Source organism: uncultured Legionella sp. (genome assembly GCF_937871865.1).
Taxonomy (GTDB): domain Bacteria; phylum Pseudomonadota; class Gammaproteobacteria; order Legionellales; family Legionellaceae; genus Legionella.
This window is the reverse complement of sequence record NZ_CALMPD010000215.1, coordinates 42308-59492: the sequence shown is the minus strand read 5'-3', so window position 1 is coordinate 59492 and position 17185 is coordinate 42308. Positions and strand designations below refer to the sequence as shown.

The window sequence follows — 17185 nt, the reverse complement described above, 5'->3', positions numbered from 1 at the left end:
CCCTTTTCATAGGCGATGACCATGGCAAGTAATGTTCCAAGTGAGCCTTGTGAATGCAACAAAGCCTTTTTAATTTCTTCTGATAAAGTAATTTGAGAGACTAATTCCATCATGGGTCTGTTTAATAAGCAATCCAATATCGATAATAAACCTGCAATATAGGCGCTTTGACTGTTGATGCTGGGACTAACCTTTGCCAGTTCCTCTGCCATTCGAGCTCTTATCAGCCCTGATTCTAATATTTCTACAGGTTTATCTGATATATTTTTCATAGAAAAGAGCATCACCCAGTTTTTAAGATTAATTAATCCCAATCGAGCTATAACCTGATCAATAGACTCTATAGCTGGCCCGCCAGAAAATCCGATGGAGTTTGCCATTTTTAGCAGTTGATAACTTAACAGAGGATCGTTCTGGATAATGTCTGAAACATTATTGAAATCACAATCGTCTTTTTGTAAGTTTTGAATCAGTTGTAATAAGTTCAATTTATTCGCAGCTATTTCACACTCGTCGCTCTCAATCGGTTGAAAGAGAAAATCACCGCAATAGTAATCCATGGTCATCGCCCTGCATTTATCAAAGCTTTTTTGTTGCGCAATACCATATGCTATAACTTTTCGTTGCTTTGCTCTGCTGTATTGCACTACTTTGTTCACGTCGGCTTGGCTCATTAATTGATCCGTTAATCCAATATACTCAGCAAAATTCAGCCATGTCAGTTGTTGTGGTGTATTGATGAGTAGCGCAATGGAGAACAGTGAATTTTCAAGTTCAGACAGTGAATAGATTGATTCAATTTCTTCGGCGGGCAATTTTAAAATCACTGGATTTTTAATAGGAGGAACAAATTGTTCCAGTAATGCTTTCATTGCGAACGGAATAAACAACGGCAATTGAGTATCTGAGTTATTTATCAACTCAAAAAAATTATTGGTTACTTCTTCATTTATTTTTAGATTTTGATACGTTAAAATTTCGAAGGCTACACATTTTAATTGTTGATTGTATATTGGCCTTTTAGTTAGCATCCAGACTTCCTTATGGATATTTTGTTTAATAATAGTACTGGTTTTGATAATTGGCCAGTTGTCTGTCAATTTTACTTATCGACTTAACTTTGCGTGTTAAAAACAGAGTGCTATACTTCGCGAGCATGTATTGATATTTAGCTATTCTAAATTGTACTATCGCGCCCTGATTTTAGCTTTTTGATGAGCATCAGGTCGATAAAAATACAGTTTTTAGGGAAAATAATCATCACAACGGATAGAGATGAGAATAAGCTTATTCGAGTTGTATTAGAATTTTGTTCTATTTACAACATTTTCTAATGAGGAAGAAACCAATAGTGAACAAGAAGAGACCGGTTAATCTTGATTTAAGTACTATGAAATTCCCGCCTATGGCAATCGCATCTATATTACATAGGATTTCAGGAATACTTTTATTTATATTGTTGCCCTTTATGCTATATATTCTGGGACAGTCATTGCACTCTGCAGACAGTTTTCTCCAGATGAAAATAATGATTTCTAATCCTGTGTACAAGTTGGTTCTGTGGGCATTTAGTGCTTCACTGGCTTATCATGTGTTAGCAGGAATCAGACATATTCTGATGGATATGGGCTTGGGGGAGCATCTGGAAACAGGCCGTCGCACCTCTATTTTAGTTATAGTTCTTGCGGTCATTTCGACAATTATTCTAGGAATCTGGATATGGTAACTAATGTCACTAGTTTAACAGGCAATGGGTTAAAAGATTGGTTGATTCAAAGGGTTACTGCAGTTTACTTTGCAGTTTATTCCATTTTTTTATTGGGTTTCCTTATTGTTCATCCTGATTTGAATTTTGAACAATGGCAATTATTGTTCACTAACCCTATATTCCAAATAGCTACCGCAGTAGGATTGCTAGCACTTACTCTGCATGCCTGGATTGGTATTTGGACAGTAACAACCGATTATATGAAATGTACCGCACTGCGCTTATCGGTACAATTGATAGTAGCTTTATGGCTCCTTAGTCAGTTTATCTGGGGCTTAATGATTGTTTGGGGACAATGAGCATGGCAATTCCACGTAATGAATTTGATGCGGTAATAATCGGCGCTGGTGGTGCTGGTATGCGAGCCGCATTGCAGTTAGCTAATTCCGGTTTAAAAGTGGCACTTTTATCAAAGGTATTTCCAACACGTTCTCATACAGTTTCAGCCCAAGGTGGTATTACCGCAGCGTTGGGAAATGCTGATGTCGATGATTGGCGTTGGCACATGTATGATACGGTTAAAGGAGCCGACTATATTGGCGACCAGGATTGCATCGAGTACCTATGTAAAACTGGACCAGAAGCCGTTTATGAACTGGAGCATATGGGCTTACCTTTTTCACGAATGGATAATGGTAAAATTTACCAACGTCAATTTGGTGGCCAGTCAAAGAATTTTGGTGGTGAGCAGGCCGCGCGAACATGTGCGGCAGCAGACAGAACAGGTCATGCTTTATTGCACACCTTGTATCAACAAAATGTAAAAGCAAAAACTCACGTATTTAGTGAATGGTATGCTCTTGATTTTGTCAAAGACAGCCATGGGCGTATTGCCGGTGTGACTGCTATGAATATCGAGTCAGGTGAAGTGGTCTTTTTCCAGTCTCGAGTCTGTATTCTGGCGACTGGTGGTGCTGGTCGAATTTACCAGTCAACTACTAATGCATTTATTAATACTGGCGATGGTTTTGGTATGGCTTTAAGAGCGGGTATTCCATTGCAGGATATGGAAATGTGGCAATTTCACCCAACCGGCATAGCCGGCGCGGGTACTCTGGTTACAGAAGGCTGCAGAGGTGAAGGTGGTTACCTGATTAATAAAGACGGCGAACGATTCATGGAGCGTTATGCTCCGCGTGTAAAAGATCTTGCATCACGAGATGTGGTTGCACGGTCTATGGCTCTTGAAATCAGGGCTGGTAAAGGCTTTGATCCTAAAGGCGTTGATCATGTTAAATTAAAACTGGACCATTTAGGTGCCGATCTTATTATGTCGCGACTACCTGGAATTCGTGAATTATCCATGAAATTTGCTGGTGTGGATCCTATTTTAGAGCCAATACCTGTAGTTCCAACATGCCACTACAGTATGGGGGGAATACCAACCAATATGCATGGTCAGGTGATAACCAAAACAAATGGCGAAGAGCATCTGGTTGAAGGGCTTTATGCCGTTGGCGAATGTGCTTGTGTGTCTGTCCATGGAGCAAACCGTTTAGGTGGTAATTCCCTGTTAGACTTGGTGGTTTTTGGTCGCGCAGCAGGCTTACATGTTGAAGAGTTATGGCAATCCAATCAATTACCCGATATGCCTTACATCAGTGAAGATGATGTTGCTGCATCAATGGCGCGTTATGAGCGTTGGGAACATTCTACCGATGGTGAAAGCCCGGCAGTGATTCGTGATGAAATGCAACGTGTAATGCAGGAAGATTTTGGTGTATTCCGTACAGGCGAAGTAATGGAGTCTGGCTTAAAACGACTGCAAGCACTTCGCGATAGATTAGCGCACGCTAAACTGGAAGATAAAAGCCATGTTTTTAATACGGAACGTGTTACTGCATTGGAGTTAGATAATTTAATGGCTACTGCTTACGCTACGGCACAGTCAGCTATTGCCCGCACCGAAAGCCGAGGGGCTCACAGCCGGGAAGATTATCCTGAACGAGACGATGCGAACTGGATTAAACATACGCTGTATTTTGAAGAAGGCGAGGTAATTGACTATCGTCCTGTGAATACATCACCTAAATATGTTGAACCTTTCGAACCTAAAGAACGCGTATACTAAAGAGGATATATAATGACTGATAGTAAAAAAATAACTCTTTCGCTATATCGCTATAATCCTGAAGTGGATGCCGAGCCTTATATGAAAGATTATGTGCTGGAAATCCCGGAAAAAAGCGATCCAATGGTGCTTACTTTGCTTGAGCGTTTGAAAGCGGAACAAGACCCTTCAATAACCTACAGAAGATCTTGTCGGGAAGGGGTTTGTGGTTCTGATGGCATGAACATCAATGGAACTAATGGACTGGCTTGTATTACTCATCTAACGCAATTAAATACCGATAAGATAGTAATTCGTCCATTGCCAGGATTTCCTGTGATACGAGATTTAGCCGTTGATATGAGTCAATTTTATCAACAATATGAACGTATTGAACCTTATTTACAAAATGATGAAGTAGCACCTGCTCAGGAACGATTACAATCTCCCGAGGAACGTGCGCAACTTGATGGACTGTATGAATGTATTTTATGTGCTTGTTGCACCAGTTCGTGCCCATCATTCTGGTGGAACCCGGAAAAATTCGTTGGCCCAGCAGGTTTGTTACAAGCTCGACGGTTTTTAGCCGACAGCCGTGATACCGCAACACAACATCGTCTGGATAAGCTACAGGATCCATTCAGTGTCTTTCGTTGCCGTACAATTATGAATTGCACGAATGTATGCCCGAAGGGACTCAATCCAACGCAGGCGATTGCTAAAATTCGCACGCAAATGTTGACACAAGAAACTTGATATAAAATCACCACAGAATTGAGTAACAGCCAGATTTGAGTTTAGGTGGACGATTAGTTAATAGTGCTCTTGAGCATGGCATAACCAGTGTTATGTCATTATTAGACTGCTAATCGTTCAGCATAATTTGAATATGGCTGCTAAAATGACTGGGTAAACCCTTTGGAGAGAACAATGAGCAGTTCCAATCTGCAAAATGAATGGGCTTCTTCCTTTTTGTCTGGTGGAAGTATGGCTTATGTAGATAGCCTTTATGAGGATTATCTCGCTGATCCTGACTCGGTATCAGCTGATTGGAGGGCTGTGTTTGACGCATTGCCCAAATCAAATAATGCCGCAGGCGATGTATCTCATAGAGACATCCGTGAGTATTTTTTGCAGAATGCGGACAAGAAAGTCGGGCATGTTGTTCAAACTGCAGACAGCCAACAATATCAGGTTGCTAACTTAATCAATGACTTCAGAGCTCTGGGGCATTTAGCTGCTCAACTTGATCCTCTGGGTATGACTGAGCGAACTAATGTATCTCGATTGGAATTGGCTCATCATCATCTTGCCGGCGTAGATCAGAATCGCAAGTTTTTTGCCGGTACCAATTTTAACGGCCCCGAGCTGTCTTTATCCGAGCTATATAAAGCACTGCATGATACTTATTGTCGTAGCATCGGTATTGAATACATGCACATTTCGGATAATGATGAAATTGAATGGTTACAACAGCGAATGGAATCTGTGCGCGGTCGTCCTCATTATGATGACGCTAAAAAGGTCAGTATTTTAAAAGACCTCATTGCAGCTGATGGTCTGGAACGCTATTTAGGTACCCGTTATGTAGGACAAAAACGCTTTTCCTTAGAAGGAGGCGACTCTCTCATTCCGATGATGAAGGAAATTATTAACAATGCTGGTAGGGATGGAGTCAAGGACGTTGTGATTGGAATGGCTCATAGAGGCCGATTGAATGTGCTGGTGAATGTTTTGGGTAAAGAGCCAGGACAATTATTCCAGGAGTTTGAGGGCAAGGTAAAATATGAGCGTACGGGGGATGTAAAATACCACCTGGGCTTTTCTTCTGATATCAAAACACCATCAGGTGGCACGTTGCACTTGGCTTTAGCGTTTAATCCATCTCATTTGGAAATTATTGGGCCAGTGGTTGAAGGTTCTGTGCGCGCACGGTTGGAGCGTCGCAACGATTTAGCTAAAAAAGATACCGTGGTGCCTGTTGTGCTTCATGGGGACGCTGCCTTTGCTGGGCAAGGCGTTGTAATGGAAACCTTTAATTTTTCTCAGGCGCGTGGTTATTCTACGGGTGGAACTATTCATATAGTCATCAACAACCAAATCGGTTTTACTACCAGTAACCCTATTGATGCACGCTCCACCTTATATTGTACCGATGTGGCTAAAATGGTCCAGGCTCCTGTAATCCATGTGAATGGAGATGATCCTGAAGCCGTTATTTTTGCAACGCAGATTGCTTTTGATTACCGAATGAAATTTAAACGGGATGTAGTTATTGATCTGGTTTGTTACCGACGCAATGGCCACAATGAAGCAGATGAACCCGCGGTAACTCAGCCGCTCATGTACAAAAAGATTAAGTCCATGCGACCATTGCGCGAGATTTATGGTGAGCAGTTAGTTAATGCCGGTATCGTAACTAAAAATCAAGTAGATGCTTTTGTTGATGCTTATAGAGATGGTTTGGATCATGGCAAGGCTGTAGTTGAAGTTGTTCATGATGATTATGAAGGGAAATATGCTATAGACTGGACTCCTTACCTGAACGCAAAATGGACCGACAAAGCAGATACTACGATCAGTAAAAGTGAATTAGCCAAGCTGACAAAGCAGCTTAATAAGATCCCAGAAGGCTTTGAAGTGCATCCAGTGGTTCAACGTTTATTGTCTGAACGTGAAAAAATGACTCTGGGTGAAATTCCGATGAACTGGGGGTACGCTGAGACTATGGCGTATGCAAGCCTGTTGGAAGAAGGGTATGGAGTACGATTATCCGGTCAGGATTGCGGACGCGGTACTTTTGCTCATCGTCATGCAGTATTACATGATGCAGCAACCGGAGATGCTTTTGTTCCTTTGGAGCATATCTCTGCTGATCCAAGACGAAATTTCACGGTCATTGATTCAGTCTTATCTGAAGAAGCAGTTCTGGCTTTTGAATATGGTTTTGCATCGTCACAGCCATCGCATTTGGTCATTTGGGAAGCGCAGTTTGGTGATTTTGCAAATGGTGCCCAGGTCGTAATTGATCAGTTTATTAGCTCTGGCGAACAAAAATGGGGTCGTTTATGTGGTCTGGTGATGCTATTACCACATGGTTATGAAGGACAAGGTCCAGAACATTCATCAGCACGGTTAGAGCGCTTCATGCAGCTTTGTGCCCAGCATAACATTCAGGTATGCACGCCAACAACTCCAGCGCAGATTTTCCATTTATTGCGCCGACAGGTTCTTCGTAACTTTAGAAAGCCACTGATAGTGATGACGCCCAAGAGTTTATTACGCCATAAACTGGCAGTGTCTCCTTTAGAAGATTTAAATAAAGGAAAATTTTATACGGTTATTCCTGAAATTGATGATTTGGCTGCATCCAAAGTAACTAAAGTGGTTTTATGTTGCGGTAAGGTTTATTATGATTTACTGCAAATGCGTCGTGATAAGCAGTTGAATCATGTAGCTATAATACGTATTGAGCAATTGTATCCGTTTCCTAAAAAAGCCTTAATGACTGAACTGGATAAATATCCAAAAGCCAAAGAAGTTGTCTGGTGTCAGGAAGAACCCCAAAACCAGGGCGTATGGTTTTCTTCTCAGCATAATATGCGAGATTGCCTACACCCAGAACAAACCCTGCGTTATGCAGGTAGAGAATTTGCCGCTGCGCCCGCAGTTGGCAGCCCAGCTTTGCATGCTCAACAACAAATTGCTTTGGTTGAGCAGGCTTTATTAGGTAATAAATGAGTTTAAACAATATAAAATGAGAAGGTATAACCATGTCTATTGAAGTCAAAGTACCTGTTCTACCCGAGTCAGTAGCTGATGCAACTGTAGCTGCATGGCATAAAAAAGTGGGTGACAAAGTCACGCGCGATGAAAATTTAGTGGATCTGGAAACAGATAAAGTAGTACTTGAAGTGCCAGCACCTGCAGATGGCATCCTTGCTGAAATCATCTATAAAGTAGGTGATACTGTCGGTTCAGGAGAGCTTCTGGCTAAGATCACATCTGGGGCAGCCGTTCCAGCTCCGGCAAAAGAAGAAAAAGCAGCGGACACTAATGTCGCACTTGCGAGTGAAGATAGATCTACCAGTCCGGTTGTGCGACGCATGCTTGCTGAAAATGACTTGCAACCTGGACAAATTCAAGGTTCAGGCAAAGATGGCAGAATAACCAAGGACGACGTTCTTTCTTATATCGAATCCAATAGGGATAAATCCGCGCAGCCAGCTGAACCTAAAAAAGCACAAGCTCCGGCTGCTGCTCCAATGGGTGCACGAGAAGAAAGACGAGTTCCCATGACTCGATTAAGAGCCAAAATTGCAGAGCGTTTGCTTGAAGCACAGCATAATGCTGCCATGTTAACTACTTTTAATGAAGTTAATTTAAAAGCGGTTATGGATATGCGTGCACAATATAAAGATAATTTTGAGAAGAAGCACGGAGTAAAGCTTGGCTTTATGTCGTTCTTCACTAAAGCGGTTGTTGAATCATTAAAAAGATTTCCCGCTGTAAATGCTTCTATAGACGGGCAGGATGTTGTTTATCATGGTTTCTATGACATTGGAATCGCTGTATCCACTGAAAGAGGATTAGTTGTTCCCGTGATTAGAGATGCCGATCAGATGAGCATGGCAGAGATTGAGCTGTCGATTAATGATGCTGCTACTAAAGCCAGAACAGGCAAGTTGTCTATGGAAGAGATGCAGGGAGGCACGTTTACTATTACTAATGGTGGAGTGTTTGGTTCTCTGCTAGCTACTCCAATCATTAACCCACCGCAAACGGGTATTTTAGGGATGCATAAAATAGAAGATCGTCCTGTTGTGGAAAAAGGACAAATAGTAATTCGTCCTATGATGTATGTTGCTTTGTCCTATGATCATCGTTTGATCGATGGTAAGGATTCAGTACAATTTTTAGTTAGTGTTAAAGAGTTGTTGGAAGATCCAGCTCGTCTTTTACTTAATGTTTAATCAGCGCATTTAACTGCAAGACCCGCCTAGACGGGTTTTGTTTTTTAGAAAGGTAACTACAATGAATTTACATGAATATCAAGCCAAGCAACTATTCGCAAGTTATAATTTACCCACTCCTCGTGGTGAAGTAGCTTATACTGTTGAAGATGCTTTGCAGGTCGCATCACAATTATCTACTCCTCGATGGGTTGTTAAAGCCCAGGTTCACGCAGGCGGACGAGGTAAGGCGGGTGGTGTTAAATTAGTTTCTACAAAAGATGAATTAGCAGCTGTAGCGAAGTCTTTATTGGGAACGCATCTGGTTACTTATCAGACTGATGCAAAAGGCCAACCCGTAAATTCAGTTTTGGTTGAAGAAACATGTGATATTGATCGTGAATTGTATCTTGGTGCGGTAGTTGATAGAGCCACACGTCGTGTTGTGATCATGGCTTCTACAGAAGGTGGGGTTGAGATTGAGAAAGTTGCAGAAGAAACTCCAGAGAAAATATTCCAGGTAGTTATGGATCCTTTAGTTGGTGTCATGCCGTTTCAATGCCGTGAAACAGCATTTAAACTGGGTTTAAAAGACGATGAAATAAGACAGTTTACTCATTTAATGATGGGATTGGGTAAAATGTTTGTCGAGTGTGATTTAAGCTTACTTGAAATCAATCCATTAGTAGTTACCAAGACGGGTCAGTTAATTTGTCTCGATGGTAAAGTTACTGTAGACGGTAATGCTCTTTACAGACAGCCAAAGTTGAAAAGCATGCGTGATGCCTCACAAGAAGACGCTCGTGAAAATCGTGCCAGTGATTGGGAATTAAATTATATCCCGCTGGATGGAACAATTGGATGTATGGTTAATGGTGCGGGTCTTGCTATGGCAACTATGGATGTGATTAAACTTCATGGTGGTGAACCAGCAAACTTTCTTGATGTTGGTGGTGGTGCAACTAAAGAGCGGGTTAGTGAAGCATTGAAAATTATTTTATCTGATGACTCAGTTAAAGGGATACTTGTTAACATTTTTGGCGGAATTGTTCGTTGCGATCTTATTGCCGACGGTATTCTTGCTGCAGTTAAAGAAGTGGATGTAAAAATACCTGTTGTCGTTCGTCTTGAAGGAAATAATGCTCAATTAGGCGCAGAGATTTTGAATAAGAGCGATCTGAATGTGATTGCTGCAACCAGTTTAACTGATGCGGCTAAGAAAATTGTAGCGGCAGTCGCTTAATTACAATTTTTTGAAGGGCTTAAATTTACAGTTGGAGCATGAAATAAATTATATGCGGGTCTATGACTCAACTATAAGCTGCAACACCACAAAATTACGAGGTTAGCAATGAGTGTATTAGTTAATAAAGAAACCAAAGTTCTATGTCAGGGATTCACTGGCAAACAAGGAACCTATCATTCCGAGCAGGCGATTGCTTATGGTACGAAAATGGTTGGCGGTGTTACGCCAGGCAAGGGTGGTCAGTTGCATTTAGGATTACCAGTGTTTAATACCATGCGTGATGCTGTTGAAGCGACTGGAGCTGATGCCAGCGTTATTTATGTCCCAGCTCCATTTTGTAAAGATTCTATTCTTGAAGCTGCTGAGGCAGGTATAAAACTTATAGTATGTATTACTGAAGGTGTTCCTGTATTAGATATGTTACAGGTAAAAGTTTATTTGGAAAATAATACAGAGGCTCGATTGATAGGTCCTAACTGTCCAGGAATTATCACTCCAGGAGAATGCAAGATTGGAATTATGCCTGGCTCCATCCATTTGCCTGGTAAAGTGGGTATTGTGTCACGTTCTGGTACTTTAACTTATGAAGCCGTGAAGCAAACTACTGATAAAGGGTTTGGACAAAGTACATGCATCGGTATTGGTGGGGATCCGATTCCTGGAACTAATTTTATTGATGCATTAGCTTTATTTGAAAAGGATCCTCAAACTGAGGCGATTATTATGGTTGGTGAGATTGGTGGTTCTGCAGAGGAAGAAGCTGCTGAATATATTAAATCTCATGTTAGTAAACCAGTCGTTTCTTATATTGCAGGCGTTACAGCTCCTGCAGGCAAACGTATGGGGCATGCTGGTGCTATTATTTCCGGTGGAAAAGGTACTGCAGCAGAGAAATTCGCAGCGCTTGAAGCTGCTGGTGTAAAAACAGTACGTTCTCCTGCTGATTTAGGTGATGCAATTGCTGAAGTAACCGGCTGGTAAATTTAAGGTAGCAACGTACAATAACGTTGCTACCGTTTCATCCCCTTTAATAAGCACAACTCCTCTTTTTAATTTCTTATTTTTACTCCTCGCAAAAAAGTAATTCTTAAGCGTATAATTGCCGATAATTTATTTTCAAGCAGGTGTTTTATGACAAACTTTAGAAGTCTTGCTGATATACGACGCGATTATGGTGAACTCAGTTTAAGTGAAGAATCAGCCCAATCTGAGCCTATTGCCCAATTTAAACTATGGTTTGACGATGTTTTGCAAAATGAAAAAAATGATCCAACGGCAATGGTGCTGGCAACCGTTGATGATAAAGGCTGCCCTGATACGCGAGTGGTTTTATTAAAAGGGTTGGATGAAGGGAATTTTCTGTTCTACACCAATTATCAAAGCGCTAAAGCCATGCAAATCAATAAAAATCCTTATGCTGCACTCAATTTTTATTGGCCGCAGATGGCAAGGCAAGTTCGCATTCGGGGACGAGTTAAAAAAGTAAGCAGGGAACAGTCTGATGATTATTTCTCCTCCAGACCAATAAAGAGTCAATTCAGTGCAATTGTATCTCCGCAAAGTCAGGAAATTACTAACCGAGCTGCTTTGGAACTGGCATTAAATAATTTGATTGAACAGCATGGCCAAGAGGCTGTGGTGCGCCCTGATAATTGGGGTGGGTATATGGTTATTCCTGATGAAATTGAGTTTTGGCAAGGCAGAGACAACCGCTTGCATGATCGCATTCACTATTTTCGCAAAGGAGATGGTTGGTTGGTACGAAGGCTTGCTCCTTAGTCGACAGAAATTGCCGGAAGAGGAATAGTTCTGTTCCTCTATGGCACTTTAAGTGAGTACTGAGCGCTTGCCATGCCCCGGCAACACAGTTGCTGCCATGCAACATAAAAATCAAATGCGGCACCTGTACCCGCCTGCTAAATGGGATAATTGGGGCTAGTGCTGCCGGCTTTGCCGTTAAGATGGCAACTCATTTTTTACTCGTACTTTGTGTGTAATTTTCTTAAAACAATAAGGTAATTTTTTTGTAAATTATTAAATGATACGAGTCATTTGATTACATCGTTGATTTATAATTGAACAGTGCATCGATGTTAAATAATGTAAAACATCTTGTAGCTTCAGTATAAACCTAGCCTGCATTTCTGAGCAGATCTCAAAATAAATAACCGTTTAAAAAGTTGGCCTGATAGTTGCATTCTATAAAGAAAATCAAAGAAAAAAATTCTGTTTGATTTTGTTTTCGGAGTAAAAAAGGATTTTTGTCAAGAATATGTAAATATTTTATCTTTGAAAGCAGGCAGTAAGTTTTAGTCGTAAAATTGATTTAAGTGTACCAATTCATTGCTTGAGAAGCATGAATTGAACACAAAGCTTTAATCTATAACCAGGAGTACCCACAGTTGAATATTGGAAATTATATATTGGATACATAGAGAGGATATTATAATGAACGACACGACAGCCTTATTACCACATATTAAATTACGATTTAACATTGAACATCCAAGTTACGAAGAGTGTTATATATTTGGTTATGAATGTGCACTTTCTGAGGTCGAAGAGGGAGAAAATCCTTTCCGCGAAGGCTCTCAAGAAGCAGAACAATGGCTGGAAGGTTGGTGGGCTGGTGCATATGGAGAGAAACCCTTGTTTGATTTAAGCACTCTTGAAAATGAGGATGCTTATATTAGTAAAGAACAGGCCGCAAATGATCAACACTATTGCCAGAAACATAGTTTTTTATCTTTAGTCTTTGAAATTAGTGGTGCGATAGCCGCTTCAGCTATAGTTGGTTATCAATTATTAGAACTGGTTGCGTGATGTGGTGTATTCAATTGAAGAGCATTTATAAATGCATCTTCAATTGAAGAAATCATTGAGTATTTAAAAAAGCCTACTATATTGTCAGGCTAGCAATCAATTGCATTGTTTTTGGTGCCCATAAACTTAATGTTGGCGAGGTACTAGTTTTTAAATAACTTTAGAACCATTGATCTCATCCTGGCTGTTTCTGCAGGATTAAATTCCTTATATTGCGTACTGCCTATGTCAAGACAAACAGTCACGTTTTCTCCAAGGCCCTTTAGTAAATCAACCCCGGATAATTTTAGCAATTTTATATTACTGCTAATTTCTGCCGCCCAAGCATCCAGATAGCTCATTTCAGTAAATACAGGAAGGAACGATTGATTTCCATCGTGCAAAAATAATACTTCCGGATTATCGTCATTTGAATGATTTTCGATAGGAATAATAAAATTTGCTTTAATAAATTCGAGATAAGCTTTATTCGCTTCTTTAGTATTTCCAGAAGTTTCTAATGCTTCTTTAATCGCCAGATTCAGACTGTTCATTTTATAAATCTTAATAAAAAGCATATTATAACTGACTCTGGTTTGTATAGCTAACATCCATAAAATGAAATCAAACTTTGTGTTGAAATAACTGGCCACAACAGTATAATGTACGTTTGATTTTGTTGAATTATTGCCCAGCATTGGAATAAATACAGCATGTAACTGATTGTTTCTCTTGCAAAATTTAACATGCAGGTCTTGCAATAGAACATGGGCTTGCCAATTAGGTATATCTGATTCATTCAGAACAACGTATTAGTTAAGAGTATCTATAGCCAGCTATTCTAATGATTGAATTCATATGATTTACATTGGAAATTGAATAAGGCAGTTATAAGTAGAGAGCTTATGAACAAAATAAATGCATCTAAAGTAGAAGTTTATAATCAAAAAAATAATTTGGGATTTGCCTGGTTAGTATGGGGGCTCGCAGCTGCTTTTTATTTTTCTGATTATTTGGCTCGTGTTGCACCCGGGGTAATGCACCGTTATTTACAAATGGATTTTGGGATTAATGAGGCAGGCTTCGGCATTTTAACTGCCTCTTTTTACATCCCATATATTCTTATGCAAATTCCTGTTGGTCTGACTGTAGATCGGCTGAGTATTCGTTGGTTACTTACCATCATGTCACTGGTCACCGCATTTGGTTGTTGCGTATTTGGCTTGGCAGATGGTTTGATGATGGCATCCATCGGTCGGATGCTTATTGGTTTTAGTGCAGCGTTTGCCTTTGTTTGTTCTCTTCGTTTGGCAACTTCCTGGTTTCCACCTACTATGCTTGGCTTACTCGCCGGTTTAACTCAGTCTTTAGGCATGCTTGGAGCTGCGGCTGGAGAGGCTCCTGTATCCTTTTTAGTGAGTAATGTTGGCTGGCGACATAGTATGCTCATTATCGCTTTTCTCTTTATTGCTTTAGCTGGTCTTTTATATCAATTTGTGCAAGATAGACCTGGCTCACATCGTAATGAAGTACGTTCAATTGAGCGAATCAGTATACTGGATAGTTTGAAAATTATTCTATCAAGCCGCCAAACCTGGTTAAACGCGCTTTATGCGGGATTCTTGTTTGGGCCGACTGCAGTAATTGGTGAAGCAATCGGGCCGGCATATCTACAATTCGGTCGTGGGCTAGGTGCGCATTCTGCTGCTTTTGCAACAGGCTTGATTTTTATTGGCTGGGGTATTAGTGGTCCAATTTCAGGCTGGTTATCTGATAAAATGGGACGTCGCAAGCCATTGATGATTCTCTCTGCTGTGTTCGGAGTGATTTTCACTACTCTGTTTGTATTTAGCCCAACTATGAATCAGACTACCGCATATCTTCTCTTTTTTGCCTTCGGTCTAACCAATACAGGAGTGGCTATTGCTTATGCAGTTTCAACAGAACTACATGAGCGAAATGTAGTTGGAACTTCTATCGCCTTTACTAATATGACTTCTATCTTTGTCGGTGCTCTGATGCAACCTCTGGTTGGTCGTATGGTTGATATGGTCTCTGGTCCGCGAGCTTATAATGTTGAATCTTTGCTGCTTTCAGACTTTCAGGCCGGATTAAAATTATTGCCTTTATGTTCTTTGGTTGCGTTGGTTTTAGCGTTCACGGTCAAGGAAACCTACTGCAAGCCTGTTCGCTGAACGGGCATCTTTGGCGCATCTTAAACGATCTCGGATAGAAAAAAATGCTCACATACTGATGTATGCTGCGCTTTTTTTCTATCCGAGATCGTTTAACCTGCACTCAAATCTGTCCCGTTCAGTGTGTTGTGTGTTTTTGCAAAAAGCTTACATACTTTGTATGTTGTGCTTTTTTTCTTGTTTGAGCCTGCTTGTTCATTTGTATTGATGTTATTGGGGTAATGAATTTTCTGTGGGAATGTCACGAAACTCCCTCTCCCGCGATGGGAGACTGGGCAATTTGACTGAAGGGTGAGCGCGGGAGAGGGTTGGGGAGAGGGTTACTATTGTATGTAGGAACGAATTTTTTAAACCCAATTTCTACGTGCTAAATATTTCTTGGCACAAAGATGAATTCCGCTGCTTTCCTTTAATTCTAAAACCCAAACATCTTGAACTTAATTTACTCAGCATATTCGTCACTGTACTGTTTTTTTCTTTTAGTTTCAATCTTCTTTCAACAGACTGTCGCACTCTTGTATTATTTACTGCTATAATTTGCCCACGCGTTTTGCTGCAATAAAGTGACGCTGGTCGCACATTAATAACATGGAGATAATAATGAAAAAACTTACAGGATTAATAACTATCCTGGCTGTTTTAGTCCTGGGCGGATATTATGGCATGGGAGTTCTTACTGAAAATACAATTAAGAAGAACGTCGAAGTGATCAACCAGTCAAATGGACTTTTTGCCGATATTCAGCAATATAATAGAGGTTGGTTTAGCTCTGATGCCAAAATAAAATGGCGTTTGCATGTGCCTGAGCGTGTTGTTAAAGATTCTGATGGTCAATCACAAACTGTTGCAGCCCAAGATTATCAAATGGAAATGCCATTAGTAATTCACCATGGTCCTTTTATATTTGCGAATAATCGTCTACGTTTTGGTATGGGTTATGCTGAAACCAAATTCCCATTCCCTGAGCAATACAATCAGCAATTTGATGAAATGTTTTCTAAAGATTCAATGAAACCTCAGTTGGATTTAAGTATTTTTGTGAATTATTTGAATAAGAGTACGGTTGAATTAGCGCTTCCTAACTTCAAGCTGATTTCTAAAGACGGTACAGGTAATTTTGATTGGATGGGAATGACAAGTACTACTGCGATGTCTTCAAATATGGATAAAGTAGTCGGTGATATTGTCATTAAAGGCATGAATATAGCTAAAGACGATACCAAAGTTATCATGGGCAAAATGACCAGTGAATTTGATTTGCATCAAACCCCAGGGGGATTGTATTTGGGCGATGCTACTTTTACATTACCTTCTTTTGATGTCATGGTAAAAGATCAAAAAATGTTTGGTATTAGTGACTTTGTGCTGAATTCTAGCAGCGATATTGAAGAACATCTGTTTAATACTCATTTCACAGCAGGATTACAATCAGTATTAGCTAATGGTCAGACTTACGGTCCGGCTGAAGTAGAGATTGCATTACGTAATCTTGATGCTGACGTTTTAGCCAGAATAAACCAACAGGCAACTGCAATGCAAAATGGTACAGATGCTGAGCGTCAACAGGCTATGATGGCTCTACTCCCTGAATTACCTAAATTGTTTAGTAAGGGCGCCGAGTTTGAAATTTCCAAACTTAATGTAAAATTACCACAGGGCGTTGTTGATGGCAGTTTGTTAATTGCCTTACCCAAAAGCGAAACTACTAATCCGTTTGAAATGATTCAAAAGATTCAGGGTAATGCTAAATTAAGAGTGCCTACTGCAGTGGTGAAACAACTGATGCAGCAATCTGTTATGCAGCAAATGGCAAAACAGCCTGAAATGCAACAGGCATTAATGCAACAATTACAAAGTAACGATCCTGCTAAAGCAAATCAACCTGCTCCCACACCAGACCAACTGGCTGCAATGCAGACAGACAAGCAAATTGCAACATTAGAACAATCTGGTTTAATCACCACTGATGGCTCTGATTACGTAATTGAAATAGCTTTAGAGCAAGGAAAATTTTCTGTTAACGGCAAGCCATTTGATCCTTCAACGCTGAAGTTTTAATAGCTAATTAAAAATTGGATAAACCGCTTCATACGGCTTATCCAAAATTACAGTCAAAAAGGATTTTTGAAATAGCAATTACTCAAGGCGAATTGATTAAATATTGAATTTTAA

The 17185-nt window shown here is 40.3% G+C and carries 15 protein-coding genes; 12 read left to right on the top strand and 3 right to left on the bottom strand.

All coding sequences use genetic code 11. The features are described 5' to 3' along the window. Positions 1–1031 (bottom strand): EAL and HDOD domain-containing protein (locus Q0495_RS11620; RefSeq protein WP_298626456.1); only part of this gene is annotated, 1031 nt, incomplete at its 3' end. A 320-nt stretch (positions 1032–1351) separates the two neighbouring features. On the opposite strand from Q0495_RS11620, the gene sdhC reads away from it, so the two are divergent. From sdhC to Q0495_RS11570, 10 genes are all read left to right on the top strand, one after another. Next, the gene (sdhC, locus tag Q0495_RS11615; protein ID WP_298626453.1) at positions 1352–1726 is read left to right on the top strand and encodes a succinate dehydrogenase, cytochrome b556 subunit; all 375 of its coding nucleotides are present in this window, start codon (positions 1352–1354) and stop codon (positions 1724–1726) included. After that, positions 1720–2067: a succinate dehydrogenase, hydrophobic membrane anchor protein gene (gene sdhD, locus Q0495_RS11610; protein WP_298626450.1), complete on the top strand. Its 348-nt coding sequence runs from the start codon at positions 1720–1722 to the stop codon at positions 2065–2067. Before sdhC ends, sdhD begins: the two co-directional genes overlap by 7 nt. A gap of 2 nt (positions 2068–2069) precedes the next feature. Then, positions 2070–3839, top strand: a complete 1770-nt coding sequence (gene sdhA, locus Q0495_RS11605) for a succinate dehydrogenase flavoprotein subunit (protein WP_298626448.1) — start codon at positions 2070–2072, stop codon at positions 3837–3839. A 12-nt stretch (positions 3840–3851) separates the two neighbouring features. Then, positions 3852–4574: a succinate dehydrogenase iron-sulfur subunit gene (locus Q0495_RS11600; protein ID WP_298626445.1), complete on the top strand. Its 723-nt coding sequence runs from the start codon at positions 3852–3854 to the stop codon at positions 4572–4574. Between the two features lie 174 nt (positions 4575–4748). After that, the gene (locus tag Q0495_RS11595; RefSeq protein WP_298626443.1) at positions 4749–7559 is read left to right on the top strand and encodes a 2-oxoglutarate dehydrogenase E1 component; all 2811 of its coding nucleotides are present in this window, start codon (positions 4749–4751) and stop codon (positions 7557–7559) included. Positions 7560–7591: 32 nt separating this feature from the next. Then, the gene (gene odhB, locus Q0495_RS11590) at positions 7592–8791 is read left to right on the top strand and encodes a 2-oxoglutarate dehydrogenase complex dihydrolipoyllysine-residue succinyltransferase (protein ID WP_298626440.1); all 1200 of its coding nucleotides are present in this window, start codon (positions 7592–7594) and stop codon (positions 8789–8791) included. Between the two features lie 61 nt (positions 8792–8852). Further along, on the top strand, positions 8853–10013 hold the full coding sequence (gene sucC, locus Q0495_RS11585; RefSeq protein WP_298626437.1) for an ADP-forming succinate--CoA ligase subunit beta: 1161 nt from the start codon (positions 8853–8855) through the stop codon (positions 10011–10013). Between the two features lie 108 nt (positions 10014–10121). After that, the gene (sucD, locus tag Q0495_RS11580; RefSeq protein ID WP_298626435.1) at positions 10122–10997 is read left to right on the top strand and encodes a succinate--CoA ligase subunit alpha; all 876 of its coding nucleotides are present in this window, start codon (positions 10122–10124) and stop codon (positions 10995–10997) included. A gap of 150 nt (positions 10998–11147) precedes the next feature. Then, entirely contained in the window at positions 11148–11795 is a 648-nt protein-coding gene (pdxH, locus tag Q0495_RS11575; RefSeq protein WP_298626432.1) for a pyridoxamine 5'-phosphate oxidase, read from the top strand. 669 nt (positions 11796–12464) lie between these two features. Further along, positions 12465–12839 carry a transmission trait enhancer LetE gene (locus tag Q0495_RS11570; RefSeq protein WP_298626429.1) on the top strand — a complete coding sequence of 125 codons (375 nt, stop codon included), beginning with the start codon at positions 12465–12467 and terminating at the stop codon, positions 12837–12839. Positions 12840–12982: 143 nt separating this feature from the next. Here the strand turns inward: Q0495_RS11570 and Q0495_RS11565 are convergent, their stop codons facing one another. After that, positions 12983–13372: an SseB family protein gene (locus Q0495_RS11565; protein ID WP_298626426.1), complete on the bottom strand. Its 390-nt coding sequence runs from the start codon at positions 13370–13372 to the stop codon at positions 12983–12985. Positions 13373–13723: 351 nt separating this feature from the next. Between Q0495_RS11565 and Q0495_RS11560 the strand changes: the two genes are divergently transcribed. Further along, entirely contained in the window at positions 13724–15013 is a 1290-nt protein-coding gene (locus Q0495_RS11560) for an MFS transporter (protein WP_298626423.1), read from the top strand. 92 nt (positions 15014–15105) lie between these two features. Here Q0495_RS11560 and Q0495_RS11555 read toward each other — a convergent pair whose 3' ends face one another. Then, positions 15106–15258: a hypothetical protein gene (locus tag Q0495_RS11555; RefSeq protein ID WP_298626420.1), complete on the bottom strand. Its 153-nt coding sequence runs from the start codon at positions 15256–15258 to the stop codon at positions 15106–15108. Between the two features lie 355 nt (positions 15259–15613). Here Q0495_RS11555 and Q0495_RS11550 point away from each other — a divergent pair, with 355 nt between their 5' ends. Beyond that, positions 15614–17071 (top strand): YdgA family protein, encoded by a 1458-nt coding sequence (locus Q0495_RS11550; protein WP_298626417.1) that lies wholly within the window; start codon positions 15614–15616, stop codon positions 17069–17071. The last annotated feature ends 114 nt before the right edge of the window (positions 17072–17185 follow it).